Annotated in this window: 11 protein-coding genes and 1 tRNA gene; 6 read left to right on the top strand and 6 right to left on the bottom strand. The window is 67.4% G+C overall.

Going from position 1 to position 12,898, the window contains the following annotated elements; genetic code table 11:
- Positions 1–14: 14 nt before the first annotated feature.
- Positions 15–88: transfer RNA gene (locus AC2S9W_RS01480), tRNA-Cys, on the bottom strand.
- 246 nt (positions 89–334) lie between these two features.
- Between AC2S9W_RS01480 and AC2S9W_RS01485 the strand changes: the two genes are divergently transcribed.
- From AC2S9W_RS01485 to AC2S9W_RS01495, 3 genes are all read left to right on the top strand, one after another.
- Positions 335–997: a protein-L-isoaspartate O-methyltransferase family protein gene (locus AC2S9W_RS01485; protein WP_067186235.1), complete on the top strand. Its 663-nt coding sequence runs from the start codon at positions 335–337 to the stop codon at positions 995–997.
- 35 nt (positions 998–1,032) lie between these two features.
- The gene (locus tag AC2S9W_RS01490; RefSeq protein WP_067186237.1) at positions 1,033–2,526 is read left to right on the top strand and encodes a TolC family outer membrane protein; all 1,494 of its coding nucleotides are present in this window, start codon (positions 1,033–1,035) and stop codon (positions 2,524–2,526) included.
- 165 nt (positions 2,527–2,691) lie between these two features.
- Positions 2,692–3,123 carry a DUF2497 domain-containing protein gene (locus tag AC2S9W_RS01495; RefSeq protein ID WP_486571539.1) on the top strand — a complete coding sequence of 144 codons (432 nt, stop codon included), beginning with the start codon at positions 2,692–2,694 and terminating at the stop codon, positions 3,121–3,123.
- A gap of 57 nt (positions 3,124–3,180) precedes the next feature.
- Here AC2S9W_RS01495 and AC2S9W_RS01500 read toward each other — a convergent pair whose 3' ends face one another.
- A complete protein-coding gene (locus AC2S9W_RS01500) occupies positions 3,181–4,995 on the bottom strand; it encodes a DUF885 domain-containing protein (RefSeq protein WP_486572053.1) in 1,815 nt (604 codons plus the stop codon).
- A gap of 178 nt (positions 4,996–5,173) precedes the next feature.
- Here AC2S9W_RS01500 and AC2S9W_RS01505 point away from each other — a divergent pair, with 178 nt between their 5' ends.
- On the top strand, positions 5,174–5,830 hold the full coding sequence (locus AC2S9W_RS01505; RefSeq protein WP_486571540.1) for a peroxiredoxin: 657 nt from the start codon (positions 5,174–5,176) through the stop codon (positions 5,828–5,830).
- Complete coding sequence (locus tag AC2S9W_RS01510; protein WP_486571541.1) at positions 5,827–6,201, top strand: ArsR/SmtB family transcription factor; 375 nt, start codon at positions 5,827–5,829, stop codon at positions 6,199–6,201. Before AC2S9W_RS01505 ends, AC2S9W_RS01510 begins: the two co-directional genes overlap by 4 nt.
- Before the next feature lie 396 nt (positions 6,202–6,597).
- On the opposite strand, the gene AC2S9W_RS01515 is transcribed toward AC2S9W_RS01510, so the two are convergent.
- Genes AC2S9W_RS01515 through AC2S9W_RS01530 form a run of 4 tightly spaced genes read right to left on the bottom strand, consistent with a single transcriptional unit; the run spans position 6,598 to position 11,537 of the window.
- Positions 6,598–6,912 (bottom strand): ArsR/SmtB family transcription factor, encoded by a 315-nt coding sequence (locus tag AC2S9W_RS01515; protein ID WP_067186244.1) that lies wholly within the window; start codon positions 6,910–6,912, stop codon positions 6,598–6,600.
- Positions 6,909–10,121, bottom strand: a complete 3,213-nt coding sequence (locus AC2S9W_RS01520) for an efflux RND transporter permease subunit (RefSeq protein ID WP_486571542.1) — start codon at positions 10,119–10,121, stop codon at positions 6,909–6,911. Before AC2S9W_RS01520 ends, AC2S9W_RS01515 begins: the two co-directional genes overlap by 4 nt.
- Positions 10,118–11,170, bottom strand: a complete 1,053-nt coding sequence (locus AC2S9W_RS01525; protein ID WP_067186246.1) for an efflux RND transporter periplasmic adaptor subunit — start codon at positions 11,168–11,170, stop codon at positions 10,118–10,120. The genes AC2S9W_RS01520 and AC2S9W_RS01525 overlap by 4 nt, the downstream gene beginning before the upstream one ends.
- A 28-nt stretch (positions 11,171–11,198) precedes the next feature.
- Positions 11,199–11,537: a rhodanese-like domain-containing protein gene (locus AC2S9W_RS01530; RefSeq protein ID WP_067111338.1), complete on the bottom strand. Its 339-nt coding sequence runs from the start codon at positions 11,535–11,537 to the stop codon at positions 11,199–11,201.
- Between the two features lie 81 nt (positions 11,538–11,618).
- Between AC2S9W_RS01530 and AC2S9W_RS01535 the strand changes: the two genes are divergently transcribed.
- Positions 11,619–12,896: an NAD(P)/FAD-dependent oxidoreductase gene (locus tag AC2S9W_RS01535; protein ID WP_486571543.1), complete on the top strand. Its 1,278-nt coding sequence runs from the start codon at positions 11,619–11,621 to the stop codon at positions 12,894–12,896.
- Positions 12,897–12,898: the final 2 nt, after the last annotated feature.

Here is a 12,898-nt window from a genome sequence, read left to right on the forward strand (position 1 = left end):
GCTCATGCGATATTTGGAGGCCCGAGCCGGAATCGAACCGGCGTATACGGATTTGCAGTCCGCTGCGTCACCACTCCGCCATCGGGCCTCAGGCGCTCAAAATGCGTGGAGAAGCGCCCCTAGCGATTTCGTCGCGCACTGGCAATCCGCTTGTTGCGCAATTTTCGGTAGCACGCCGCCGCTTCGGCCGCGACGAGGCTTGGCGCAGGGCGTCCGGACGGCTATGCGCGGCGGCAGCCGGACTTCGTTGCTGTATTATCATTGCAATACAGCGCGGCATGGGCTAGAAGCTCCCGGCGGAAACGAACGAAACAGCAGAATCGGAAACCGGCTGATGGCAACCAAATACAGCGAATTGAGCGCGGCGGCGATGCGGGCGGCGATGGTCGACAGCCAGCTTCGCACCAGCGATGTCATCGATCCCGCCATCGTCGCAGCGATGGGGGCCGTCCCGCGCGAGGCGCATGTGCCCGCGCAGTTGGCGAGCGTCGCCTATATCGACCGTGCGATCGCGCTCGGCGGCGACCGGATGCTTAACCCGCCGCTCGTCACCGGACGGATGCTCGTCGCCGCCGATATCCAGCCGGGGCAGAAGGTGCTGCTGATCGGCGGCGCGACCGGCTATGTGGCGCGGCTGCTCGCCATGCTGGGCGCCAAGGTTCATGCGGTCGAGGAATCGCCAGAGCTGATCGCGGTCGCCCGCGCCGCTGCGGCCGACACCGACATCCGCTGGATCGAGGGGCCCCTCACCGCCGGCGCGCCCGACGCCGCGCCCTTCGATCGCATCATCATCGACGGCGCGATCGAGCAGTTGCCCGACACGCTGGTCGGCCAGCTCGCACGGCGCGGCCGTCTGGTCGCAGCACGGCGCGACGGCACGGTTACGCGGCTGGTGCAGGGCATCAAGACCGACGGCACGCTGGCGCTGCGCCCATTTGCCGACATGGACGTCGCGCCGCTGCCGGGATTCGCGGCGCCCCGGGGCTTCCGCTTCTGATTCTCCCCTTCCCTCTGGTTCAGGCTGGCAACAGGATGCACGACTCCGACATGAAACCCGTTCGCCGGGGATATTGGCTTGCCGGCATCGCCGCCGGGGCGTTCCTGCTGACCGCGACGCCGGCCGCCGCCGAGACGCTGCAGGGCGCGCTCGCCAAGGCCTATGAGAACAACCCGACGCTGACCGCCGCGCGCGCCGGACAGCGGGCGAACGACGAGAATGTCCCGATCCAGCGGAGCCAGGGCCTGCCGTCGCTTGGCGCGCAGGGCGATTATAGCGAAAATCTGGTGAAGCCCGGCAACAGCTTTTCCTCACCGACGCGGCTGATCGACGCCGGCGGCCGGCTTTCTGTCCCCATCTATCAGGGCGGCGCGGTGCGCAACGCGGTGCGCGCCGCACAATATCGCGTCGAGGCCGGGCAGGCGGACCTGCGCGCGACCGAGGCGAGCGTCTTCGCGCAGGTCGTCGGCGCCTATATGGACGTGATCCGCGACACCGCGATCGTCCAGCTCAATCAAAAGAATGTGTCGGTGCTCCGCACCAATTTGCAGGCGACCAGCGACCGGTTCGAGATCGGCGACCTGACGCGCACCGACGTCGCCCAGTCGCAGGCGCGACTCGCGCTCGCCGAGGGCGACCTGCGCAGCGCCGAGGCGAATCTGATCGCCAGCCGCGAAACCTATATCCGCCTCGTCGGCGAGGCGCCGGTCGACCTCCAGCCGCCGCCGCCGCTGCCCGGCCTGCCCGCCAGCGCCGAGGACGCGGTCACGATCGCGCTGCGGGACAATCCCGACATCGACGCGGCGGACCAGCTCGTCCACGCCGCGCGCGCCGACATCGGCGTCGCGCGCGCCTCGCGCATGCCCAAGCTCGACGGCACCGTCAGCGGCAATTACACCAATTTCCTCGGCTCGGCGTCGAGCGGCGTTCCCGGCGTCGGCGTGTCGCAGAGCCAGACCAGCGCCGCCGCCGGCGTCACGCTGACGCTGCCGCTGTTCCAGGGCGGGCGGCCGTCGGCGCAGGTCCGTCAGGCGCAGGCGCGCACGAGCCAGGCGATCGAGACCTATGTCGCGACCGAGCGCGACGTGATCGCGCAGACGCGCGGCGCCTATGCCGCATGGCAGGCGAACGAGCGCGTCATCGCCGCGACCGAGCAGGCGGTCGGTGCCAACGCGCTGTCGCTGGAAGGGGTTCGCGCCGAGAACAGCGTCGGCACCCGCTCGATCCTCGACATATTGAATGCCGAGCAGGAATATCTGAACGCGCAGGTCCAGCTCGTCTCGGCGCGGCGCAACAGCTATGTCGCGGCCTTCTCGGTCCTCGCGGCGATGGGCAAGGCCGAGGCGCGCGACCTGGGGATCGAGGGCGGCCCGCTCTACGATCCGGCGGTCAATTACGAGCGCGTGCGCGGCCAGATCTGGGATTGGGCCGACGATCCCGCGCCGCAGCAGCAGGCGACCGATACGCGCGCGGTGCCCGCCGCCGATGCCGGCGTCCCGGCCGACGCCAGCAACCTGCCGCACCAATAGGGCGTCCCAGCAGGGCGAAAACGGCCGACGACCCCGAAAACGCGGCAAAACGCAAATCCGGGGCGCCGGGCGTGAAATCCGCAATCTGGGGCTTGGCAAGCCCTGCCCCGGACCTTTATGATCGTGGTTAACGCCCGCCGCGCGGGTTCACCGAAGGGGGCAAGGATGGGCGATCTGTCGCGAGAGCCGTCGATGGAAGATATCTTGTCGTCGATCCGGCGCGTCATCGCCCGTGACGAGGCGCCGGGCGCCGCGCGCGCCGCGCGCACCCCGGCCGACGACATCCTCGACCTGCAGGAGGAAGAGGCAGCGGTGGACGCGCCTCAGGATGCCGCACCAGCGGCGCCGGGCGGCGAGGAACTCGTGTCAGCCGCCAGCGCCGATGCCGCGCGCCAGTCGCTCGACGCGCTGACCGCCGCCGTCGCGCCCGGCACGGCCACATCGCCCGCACCGCCGACCGGCGGCCGCACGATGGAAGAGGTGGTGATCGACACGCTCCGCCCGATGCTGAAGGACTGGCTCGACGCCAACCTGCCGGTGATCGTCGAGACGATGGTCGCAAAGGAGATCAGCCGGATCACCGGCCGCCGGCTCTAGGCCGTCTTCTCCGGGCGCTGGGACAGCGAAGGCGGACGCGACCTCGTCCGCCCGCTCTCAGGAGCGTTTGGCTGCGATATACCGCTCCACTTGATCTTCCAGCAGGTCAAGCGGCAATGCGCCTTCGCCCAGCACCGCCTCGTGAAATTCGCGGATATCGAAGCGGGGACCGAGTTCGCGTTCAGCGCGCGCGCGCAGTTCGGCGATCTTGAGCTGGCCGACCATGTAGCTCGTCGCCTGTCCCGGCCAGTTGAAATAGCGGTCGACCTCGCGCGCGATGTCGGTATCCGACACCGAGCTGTTCGACCGGAAATATTCGATGGCCTGCTCGCGGGTCCAGCGCTTGGAATGGATACCGGTATCGAGCACCAGCCGGATCGCGCGCCATACCTGCAACGACAGCATCCCGAAGCGGTCATAGGGGTCCTTGTACAGCCCCATCTCGTTCGCCAGCCGCTCCGAATAGAGACCCCAGCCCTCGACATAGGCGCCATAGCCGCCGAACCGGCGGAATTTGGGCAGCCCCGCCAATTCCTGCTGGCGCGCGATCTGGAAATGATGTCCCGGCGCGCCTTCGTGCGCGGCGATGGCGGCAACCTGCACCTTCTGCGTCTGGTTCATGTCAATCAGGTTGACGTAATAGATGCCGGGACGCGAACCGTCGGCGGACGGCGAATTGTAGAAAGCGGTCGACGCGGTCGCCTCGCGCCACTTCTCCACCGCGCGCACCTCCAGCGCCGCCTTGGGCAGGACGGAGAAATAGCGCGGTGCCGCCGCCATCGCCGCGGCGATCACCGCGCGCGCATCGTGCAGATACGCTTCGCGGCCGGCCTCGCTGTTCGGATATTTGAACTGGGGGTCGGTGCGGATGTGGTCGAAGAACTGCTCGAGCGTGCCGTCGAAGCCGACCTCGCGCTTGATCGCCTCCATCTCCTGCCGGATCGCCGCCACCTGCGCGAGGCCCAGCCCGTGAATCTGGTCGGCGGTGAGGTCGGTGGTCGTCGAACGCTTCAGTCGGTCGGCGTAATAGGCCTCGCCATCGGGCAGGCTCCACACGCCGAAATTGCCCTTCGATTGCGGCTCGATCTCGTCGAGCGCCGCGATCAGCGCGTCGTAGCCGCGTTGGAACGGCCCGGTCAGCGCGGCGCCGGCTTCCTGCAACAGCTTTTCCTTCACCGCGGCCGGTGCGTCGAGCGCGGTCACCTTCTTGCGGAAATCCGCCATCAGCGTCGAATCGGCGCCGCCATCGAAGGGCGCGCCGGTGATGACCTTGCGCGCATCGGCGCGCGCGGGCGCGAAATTGACCTTGTTCGGCACGATTCCCGCCGCGGCCTGTTCGCGCATCGACGCCGCGACCTCGCGCATCACGCGCTCTGTATCGCGCAGGCGGGCGATATAGGCTTCGGCGTCCGCGACGCTGTCGATCTTGTGGTTGTTGATGAGCAGCACGGGAATCTGGCCCGCCGGGCTGCCATTCGTCGTGACCGGGAACCGCAGTTTGCGGAACCGGGCCGATTCGCGGCCGCGTTCGACCTCATATTCGAACAGCCGGTAGCTGACCCGGGCGCGCTCGCCGAGCTGCTCGGGCCGGAAGCGGGCGTGCAGGTCCTGAAGCTGTCGCTCGGCCAGTGCCTGTTCGCGCACCGCGGCGGCATCGGTATAATCGTCGAGCCGCTCATAGTCGGTCTTGAACCCTAGCCGTGTCTGCTCCTCGGGACTCAGCTTCACCCGCTCGTCATAGGCGCGGTCGAGAAATTCGAGCAGCGCTTCGTCCTGGGTGCCCGCCGGCGCCACCTGCGCCAGCGCGGGGGCGATCGCGGGGCCGAACGGCAGCGCGGGGAACAGCAACAGAGCAAGGGCCAGACGCATCATATTCTCCTGATCGAATGGTATCGCTTGTAACCGCGCTTCGGCCCGGCGCAATTGCCGCTCGTCGAATTTGGCGGCAGTTCCGTCGCGTGCGCTGGCTTCGTCGTTTATCATGATGGTGTAAGCGTGTAGGTCGTTCCTTCACTCTTCAACCTGACGGGAGCCGATATTGAGCGCGAGCATGGACGACCCCGGCCTGAGTTCGAGGCCGCTTCGGATCGGTGAGGTCGCGCCCGATTTTCAGGCGCGCACGACGATGGGCGAACTGCGCCTGTCCGACTATCGCGGCCGCTGGGTGCTGCTGTTCTCGCATCCGGGCGACTTCACGCCGGTGTGCACCAGCGAATTCGTCGCACTCTCGCGCGCCGCCGATCGGTTCGAGGCGCTGAACTGCGCGCTCGTCGCGATATCGGTCGACAGCCTTTATGCGCATCTGGGCTGGATTCGCGCGATCCGCGACCATTTCGGCGTGACGGTCGGCTTTCCGATCGTCGAGGACCCGTCGATGGTGATCGGCCGCGCCTATGGGATGATCGCGGCGGACGCGACCGACGCGGCGACGCTGCGCGCGACCTTCTTCATCGACCCGGACGGCGTCGTCCGCGCCCGCATCTGCTATCCCGCCACCGTCGGACGGTCGGTCGAGGAACTGCTGCGCGTCGTCGCCGCGCTGCAACGGGTCGACCGCGACAATGTCGTGACGCCCGAAGGCTGGCGCCCGGGCGACGACGTGCTGCTGCCGCCCTGCCACGATCAGGCGTCGGCGTTTGATGCGGCGGAAGGGCCCTGCTGGTTCCACCAGACGCGGACCGACAGCGATGGAAAGACGGGCCGGTGACGCGCTTCACGGAGACCGAACTCGGCACGATCGCGGCGCTCCTGAAGGCGCTTGCGCATGACGTGCGGCTCAAGCTGGTGTACACGCTGCTCGAAAGAGGCGAAACGTCGGTGGGCGAGCTCGAAAGCCTGACCGGCATCGGCCAGCCGGGCCTGTCGCAGCAGCTTGCGATCCTGCGAAAGGCGGAGCTGGTCAAGACCCGCCGCGACGCGAAGCTCGTTTTCTACAGCCTCGTCCCCGAAACGCTGCAAGGCACGGCAAAATTGCTCCGCGCCCTGTCGGCTTCTTCGCCCGAAGCGCCCGGGCCGGAGCAGGCGCACGCGCGATCGCGCGTGCTGGGATCGGCGGCCAGCTTCGCCAAGATGGTTTGAGGTTTGTGGGGATTCGGATAGCGGCGGATCTTCTCGTCACCCTGAACCTGTTTCGCAATTATCCCCTTCCGACGGGTGAGCGTTCCCCGGCGAAAGCCGGGGTCCAGATGGCACAGCGCGGCCTCGCATGGACCCCGGTTTTCGCCGGGGATCACCAGCTTCCCTGTCTCAGGGGTATAAACGCCAACCTGTTTCAGGGTCCATGGCCCGCCCTCGACTGAAAGGCGGCGCAAAAGGGAAGGTCCGGCCAGGGATGCTGAAACGCGTTCAGCATGACGAACGGATGAGGCCGCGTGCCGAAGCCCGAAGCCACAAAGGACGCAGAATCACCATGCGCATGCGGGGCTTTTGTGGCTTTAAGCGATGGCGACGGAATCGAAGCCTGCTTCAACGGCCTCAGTCGGGCGGCCCAAAGCGGTCGCACAGCATGTCGATCAGCTTGCGGACGCTGTCATCGGCGAGGCTGTAGTAGATGGTCGTGCCACCGCGGCGGGTCTTGACCAGCCCGCCCTCGCGCAGCCGCCCCAGATGCTGCGACATGCTGGCCTGCGATTGTCCGCACAACTCGACCAGCTGCCCGACCGCATATTCCCCCTCCATCAGCCGGCACAGGATCAGCAGGCGCTGTTCGTGAGCGAGCAGCTTCAGCACGCTCGCGGCATGCGCAGCGTGCTGGGCGAGTTGGGCCAGGGGCGTGTCGAGCGGCATCATCTGGTCGCGGGCTTCCCGTCGTCTCGAAGAAGGATGTAGATCGCGGGAATAACCAGCACTGTCAGCAACGTCGAGGAGGTAAGGCCGAACAGCAGCGAAATCGCGAGACCCTGAAAGATCGGGTCGGTCAGGATCACCGCCGCGCCGATCATCGCCGCGAGCGCGGTGAGCAGGATCGGCTTGAACCGGATCGCCCCCGCTTCGAGCAGGACGTCGCGCAAGCCTTTGTCGGGCGTCGCGGCGTGGCGGATGAAATCGACCAGCAGGATCGAATTGCGCACGATGATGCCGGCCAGCGCGATGAAGCCGATCATCGACGTCGCCGTGAACGGCGCGCGGAACAGCATGTGGCCGATGACGATGCCGACCAGCGTCAGCGGCACCGGGGTCAGGATGACGAGCGGCAGGCGGAAGCTGCGGAACTGCGCGACGACGAGGATATAGATGCCCAGCAAGGCCACCATGAAGGCGCCGCCCATGTCGCGGAACGTGACCCAGGTGATCTCCCACTCGCCGTCCCACAGCAGCGCCGGGGCGCTTTCGTCGGCGGGCTGGCCGTTGAGGCGGATGGCGGGCTTCGTCAGCCCCTTCGCGGCCCAGTCATGGGCCTCCACCGCCCGATCGACCGCCAGCATGCCATAGATCGGCGCTTCATAGGTCCCCGCCAGTTCCGCCATCACCATGTCGGCATAGCGGCCGTCGCGCCGGAAGATGGCGGGGCTTCCCGCCTCGGCTCGCGCTTCGACCACGGCGCCCAGGTCGATGAGCTGGCCCCCCGGGGCCTGCGCGACGGGGGTGCTCGACAGCGCCTGCGTCCAGCTCCGGTCCTTCTGTTCGAGCGCGATAGTGATCGGAAGCGGCGTGCGCCCGTCGCCGCGCGGGGCATAGCCCACCGTCTGGCTGCCCATCAGCATGGCGATGCTATCGGTGACCTGCCGCTGCGACAGCCCGTAATAATCGACGCGGTCGCGCTGGATGTCGAGGCGGAGCCGGGGCCGCGGCGCGCCGAAGCTGTTGTCGACGTCGACGATGAAGGGGATGGATCGAAAGATCGCCTCCAGTTCGGTCGCCGTCTTTCGGCGCGTGGCGGCGTCCGGGCCGTAAACTTCGGCAAGCAGAGTCGCGAGCACGGGCGGCCCCGGCGGCGTTTCCACCACCTTGATCGAGGCGCTGTCCGGCAGCTTCAGCGCCTTCAACCGCTGACGCAGGTCCAGCGCGATTTCATGGCTCGACCGGCTGCGGTCGCCCTTTGGAAGCAGCGTCACCATCACGTCGCCCTGTTCGGGCTGCGCGCGCAGGAAATAATGGCGGACGAGGCCGTTGAAGTTGAACGGCGCCGATGTGCCCGCGTAAAGCTCCATCGCCATCGCCTCGGGCAGCGTGCGCGCGATCCCCGCGACGTCCTCCAGAACCCGGCCGGTGTTTTCGAGCGCCGTCCCCTCGGGCATGTCGACCACGACCTGAACCTCCGACTTGTTGTCGAAGGGGAGCAGTTTCACCGTAACCGCCTTGAAATAGAACATCGAGCAGGCGACGAGCGTCGCGACGCCGACCGCGATCAGGAAATTGCGCGCCGACCGCCGCGTGTCGATCACGCGATGCGCGACGCGGGCGTAAAGCTGCCCCAGCCTGCCGCCGCTTTCGTCATGGCCGTGGACCAGCGCCTTGCGGGCGAAGCGGATCATCAACCACGGCGCGATGACGACGGCGACGAAAAAGGAGAAGATCATCGCCGCCGAGGCGTTGACCGGGATCGGCGCCATATAGGGGCCCATCAGGCCGGAAACGAACAGCATGGGAAGCAGCGCCGCAACGACCGTCAGCGTCGCGACCACCGTCGGGTTGCCGACCTCCGCCACCGCCTCGATCGCTGCCTGGGCGCGGCTGCGACCATCATCCATCGCCCAGTGGCGCGCGATATTCTCGATCATCACGATCGCGTCGTCGACGAGGATGCCGATCGAGAAGATCAGCGCGAACAGGCTGACGCGGTTGATCGTATAGCCCATCAGGTTCGACGCGAACATGGTGAGCAGGATCGTCGTCGGAATGACCACGGCCGTCACCGCCGCCTCGCGCCAGCCGATGGCGAAGCCGATCAGCGCGACGATCGAAACGGTCGCCAGCGCCAGATGGAACAGCAGTTCGTTCGCCTTTTCGTTCGCCGTCTCGCCATAGTTGCGGGTGACGGCGACCTCGACGCCGTCGGGGATCAGCTTGCCTTTCAGGCCTTCGACGCGTTCGAGGATGGCGTCGGAGACGACAACGGCGTTGGCCCCCGCCCGCTTGGCGAAAGCGATGCTGACAGCGGGCGCGCTGTCCCACTTGCCGTCCCCGGTTCCATCGTCCGACTTCGCCCAGCGCCACGCCCGCGCCTGATCCTCACGCGGCCCCTGTGTGACGCTCGCGACGTCGCGAAGATAGACAGGAGCGCCGCCGGCGGACCGCACCGTCAGCAGCCCCACCTCTTGCGCCGACGCCAGCGTGCGGCCCGCAGTCACGCCGACCGCCTTGCCGTCCTCGCGGACGGTGCCGAGCGGAACGCTGCGGTTGGCCTGCGACGCCGCCTCGACCACGCTACCCAGCGGCACGCCATATTGGCGCAGCTTCGCGGGGTCGGGGGCGATGCGGATTTCCTCCGGACGGCCGCCGACGAGGAAGGTCAGCCCGACGTCGTCGACCTTGGCGACCTCGGTGCGCAGCTTCGCCGCCAGTTCGTAAAGGCTGCCGTTGTTCCATTGCCCCGCGGCGCCCGGCCTCGGCGACAGCGTCAGGACGACCGCGGGCACGTCGTTGATGCCGCGCACCGTCACCTTGGGATCGGGAACGCCGACGGGTTTCCGATCCCAATTGGCGCGCAGCTTCTCCTCGATGCGGATCGCGGCATCCTCGGGGTTCGACCCGACGAGGAAGCGCGCCGTCACCATCACTCCGTCGTCCTGCGCCTGCGTATAGACATGCTCGACACCGTCGACGCTCTTGACGATCGTCTCGAGCGGAATGCCGACCAGTTCGGTCGCATCGGCGGCGGAGAAGCCGGGGGCCATCACCTGGATGTCGACCATCGGTACGCTGATCTGCGGTTCCTCCTCGCGCGGGATGGAGAAGAGGGCGAGCAGGCCGACGGCGATCGCAGCGAGAAGGAACAGCGGCGTCAAAGGCGACGCGATCGTCGCCCTTGTCAGGCGGCCCGAGATGCCGAGGTTCATGGGCGCACGGCCTTGACGGGCTTTCCGGGAGCGAACAGCGTGTCGCCCGCCGCCACGCCGCTCAATATCTCGACCCGATCCGGATCGGTGGTGGGGGCGATCTGGACCGGGACCATGCTCAGCCGCTTGCCGCCGGTAACGAGCTGGACCTGATCCATGCCATAGCGCGTGGTGACGAAAGCACGCGGCACCACCAGCGCCCGACGCGTCCCGACCTCGACCGAGGCGCTCACGCGGCGGCCGATGAACCGGGTGTCGAGGCCGGGCAGCGTCGCATCGACGCGGACCCGCCCGCCGGTGATCGCGGGATAGACCTGCGTCACGCTGCCCTCGCGCGGCCCGGAAGGCGCGCCCGCATCGTTCGACCCCATATCGCCGACGATCACCCGAGCGCCGGGACGAACCTGCCCGGCGGCCGATTCGGGCAACATCAGGCGCAGCACCGGGGGGCCCGCGGTGACGGTCGCGATCGACATGCCCGGCGCGACGACCGAGCCCGCCGGAATATCGGCGCGAAGCACGCGACCGCTCGCGGGTGCGAGCACCGCGCCCTGCCCCGCGACGCTGGCGCTCGCGCCCTGCTGCGCGCGCGCCGCCGCGACCTGCGCATCGGCGGCGCGCGCCGCAGCCACCGCCTGATCGAGCCGCGCCTTTGCATAAACTCCGTGCCCGTAAAGGTCGCGGATGCGGGCAATATCGGCATTGGCGCGCGCGGCCTCGGCCTGGGCGGCGGCGACCTGCGCGCCATAAGCACTCGTTTCGTAACCGAGCCGCGAATCGACGATCATACCGATGCGCTGGCCCTTTTCGACCGTGTCGCCTTCGCGGACGGATAGGGTGACGAGCGTGCCGGCTATGCGCGCCAACGCCTCGGCCTGATCGCGCGTAGCAATCTCCGCGCCCACCGCCTTCATGTCGGCGATCTGGGCGTCCGCAAGGCGTAGGGTGGTACCGGCGGGAAGCGCCGCGGCCGCCGCGCCGCGCTCCGGTTCGCCGCCGCAGGCCGATAGCGCCAGAACGGCGCCCGCCAACCAATAGCCCTTGCCCATCCCGCTATATCCCTTCTCGCGGCGACATTCAGCCGCCGACCACCGGAAACCCGGCATTCCTCCACGCGGCGATGCCGCCTGCGAGATGCGTATCGATCGCGCTGCGCGCCCGCGCGCATTGATCGAGCGCCTGCCCGGAGCGCCGCCCGCCCGCGCATTGCAGCACGACCGTCCGCCCTTCGGGATCAGGGATATTACGAGGTGAAAAGCTCGACAGCGGCATGTTTACTGCGCCCGCGATATGGCCGGTCGCGAACTCGCCCGCCTCGCGCACGTCGATCAGGAGCGCCCGGCCGGCCTCCAGCATCGCGCGCAGCTCGGCGGGTCCGACCTCGCGGTGAGCGTCGCGCTTTCGCAACCCGAACATGGATTTTCCCCCTTTTGACTTGATAGTTGCATATAATATGTAAATCTTATATAGTCAACATATGGGACGGAGGGATTGCAGATGGACAAGCCGCTGATCGTGATATTGGGCGCCGGACTTGGCGGCACGCTCGCCGCATACGAGATCAGGGCGGCAGTCGGAAATCGCGCCGACGTGATGACGGTGTCCGACACGGATACATATAGTTTCGTGCCTTCCAACCCCTGGGTCGCGGTGCGCTGGCGCGAACCGGAGGCAATCCAGATCCATCTCCCGCCCGTGTTCGAAAGGAAGAAGATCGGCTTTTCCGCGGTGGGTGCCCGGCGGCTTCATGCCGAAGAGAAGCGACTCGAACTCAAGGACGGAACATCGGTCAATTACGACTATCTTGTAATCGCAACGGGTCCCGATCTCGCCTTCGACGAAATCGAGGGGCTGGGGCCGCAGGGCCATACCGCCTCGATCTGCCAGACCGCCCATGCCGCCGACGCGGCCGATGCGTTCGACGCCTTTGTCGCAAACCCCGGGCCGATCGTCGTCGGCGCGGTCCAGGGGGCTTCCTGCTACGGCCCGGCCTACGAATTCGCGCTGATCCTCGATACCGAACTCCGCCGCCGCAAGATTCGCGACAAGGTGCCGATGACCTTCGTCACCGCCGAACCCAATATCGGGCACCTCGGCCTCGACGGCGTGGGCGACACCAAGTCGCTGCTCGAAAGCGAACTGCGCGAGCGCCACATCAAATGGATCACCAATGCGCGCGTGACCGGGGTCGAGCCCGATGTCATGCATGTCGAAGAAGTGGGTGAGGACGGCGCGGTCAGGAAAACGCACGACCTGCCCTTTGGCTATTCGATGCTGCTCCCTGCCTTCCGTGGCGTCCCCGCCATCCGCGACATCGCGGGGCTGACCAATCCGCGCGGCTTCGTCATCGTCGACAGTTGCCAGCGCAACCCCGCCTTTCCCGAAATCTTCGCGCTCGGCGTCTGCGTCGCCATTCCGCCGACGGGTCCGACCCCGGTGCCGGTCGGCGTTCCCAAGACCGGCTTCATGATCGAATCGATGGTGACGGCGATCGCCGCCAACATCGCGGCAATCCTCGACGGCAAGGAACCGGCGGCCGAGGCGACGTGGAACGCCGTGTGCCTCGCCGACTTCGGCGACGGCGGCGTCGCCTTCGTCGCCCAGCCGCAGATTCCGCCGCGCAACGTCAACTGGTCGGCAAGCGGCAAATGGGTCCATCTCGCCAAGATCGGCTTCGAAAAATATTTCCTGCGCAAGATCCGCCGGGGCGAGAGCGAACCCTTCTACGAGAAGCTGGCGCTTCACGTCATGGGTATCCGCAAGTTGCGTTTCTGACT

The sequence above is a fragment of the Sphingopyxis sp. 550B genome, assembly GCF_057401805.1.

What these genes read in the sequence shown, in the direction of transcription:
- AC2S9W_RS01485 (WP_067186235.1), top strand. Translation starts at nt 335, where the DNA reads ATGGCAACCAAATACAGCGAATTGAGCGCGGCGGCGATGCGGGCGGCG.
- AC2S9W_RS01490 (WP_067186237.1), top strand. Translation starts at nt 1,033, where the DNA reads ATGCACGACTCCGACATGAAACCCGTTCGCCGGGGATATTGGCTTGCC.
- AC2S9W_RS01495 (WP_486571539.1), top strand. Translation starts at nt 2,692, where the DNA reads ATGGGCGATCTGTCGCGAGAGCCGTCGATGGAAGATATCTTGTCGTCG.
- AC2S9W_RS01500 (WP_486572053.1), bottom strand. Translation starts at nt 4,995, where the DNA reads ATGATGCGTCTGGCCCTTGCTCTGTTGCTGTTCCCCGCGCTGCCGTTC.
- AC2S9W_RS01505 (WP_486571540.1), top strand. Translation starts at nt 5,174, where the DNA reads ATGGACGACCCCGGCCTGAGTTCGAGGCCGCTTCGGATCGGTGAGGTC.
- AC2S9W_RS01515 (WP_067186244.1), bottom strand. Translation starts at nt 6,912, where the DNA reads ATGATGCCGCTCGACACGCCCCTGGCCCAACTCGCCCAGCACGCTGCG.
- AC2S9W_RS01520 (WP_486571542.1), bottom strand. Translation starts at nt 10,121, where the DNA reads ATGAACCTCGGCATCTCGGGCCGCCTGACAAGGGCGACGATCGCGTCG.
- AC2S9W_RS01525 (WP_067186246.1), bottom strand. Translation starts at nt 11,170, where the DNA reads ATGGGCAAGGGCTATTGGTTGGCGGGCGCCGTTCTGGCGCTATCGGCC.
- AC2S9W_RS01530 (WP_067111338.1), bottom strand. Translation starts at nt 11,537, where the DNA reads ATGTTCGGGTTGCGAAAGCGCGACGCTCACCGCGAGGTCGGACCCGCC.
- AC2S9W_RS01535 (WP_486571543.1), top strand. Translation starts at nt 11,619, where the DNA reads ATGGACAAGCCGCTGATCGTGATATTGGGCGCCGGACTTGGCGGCACG.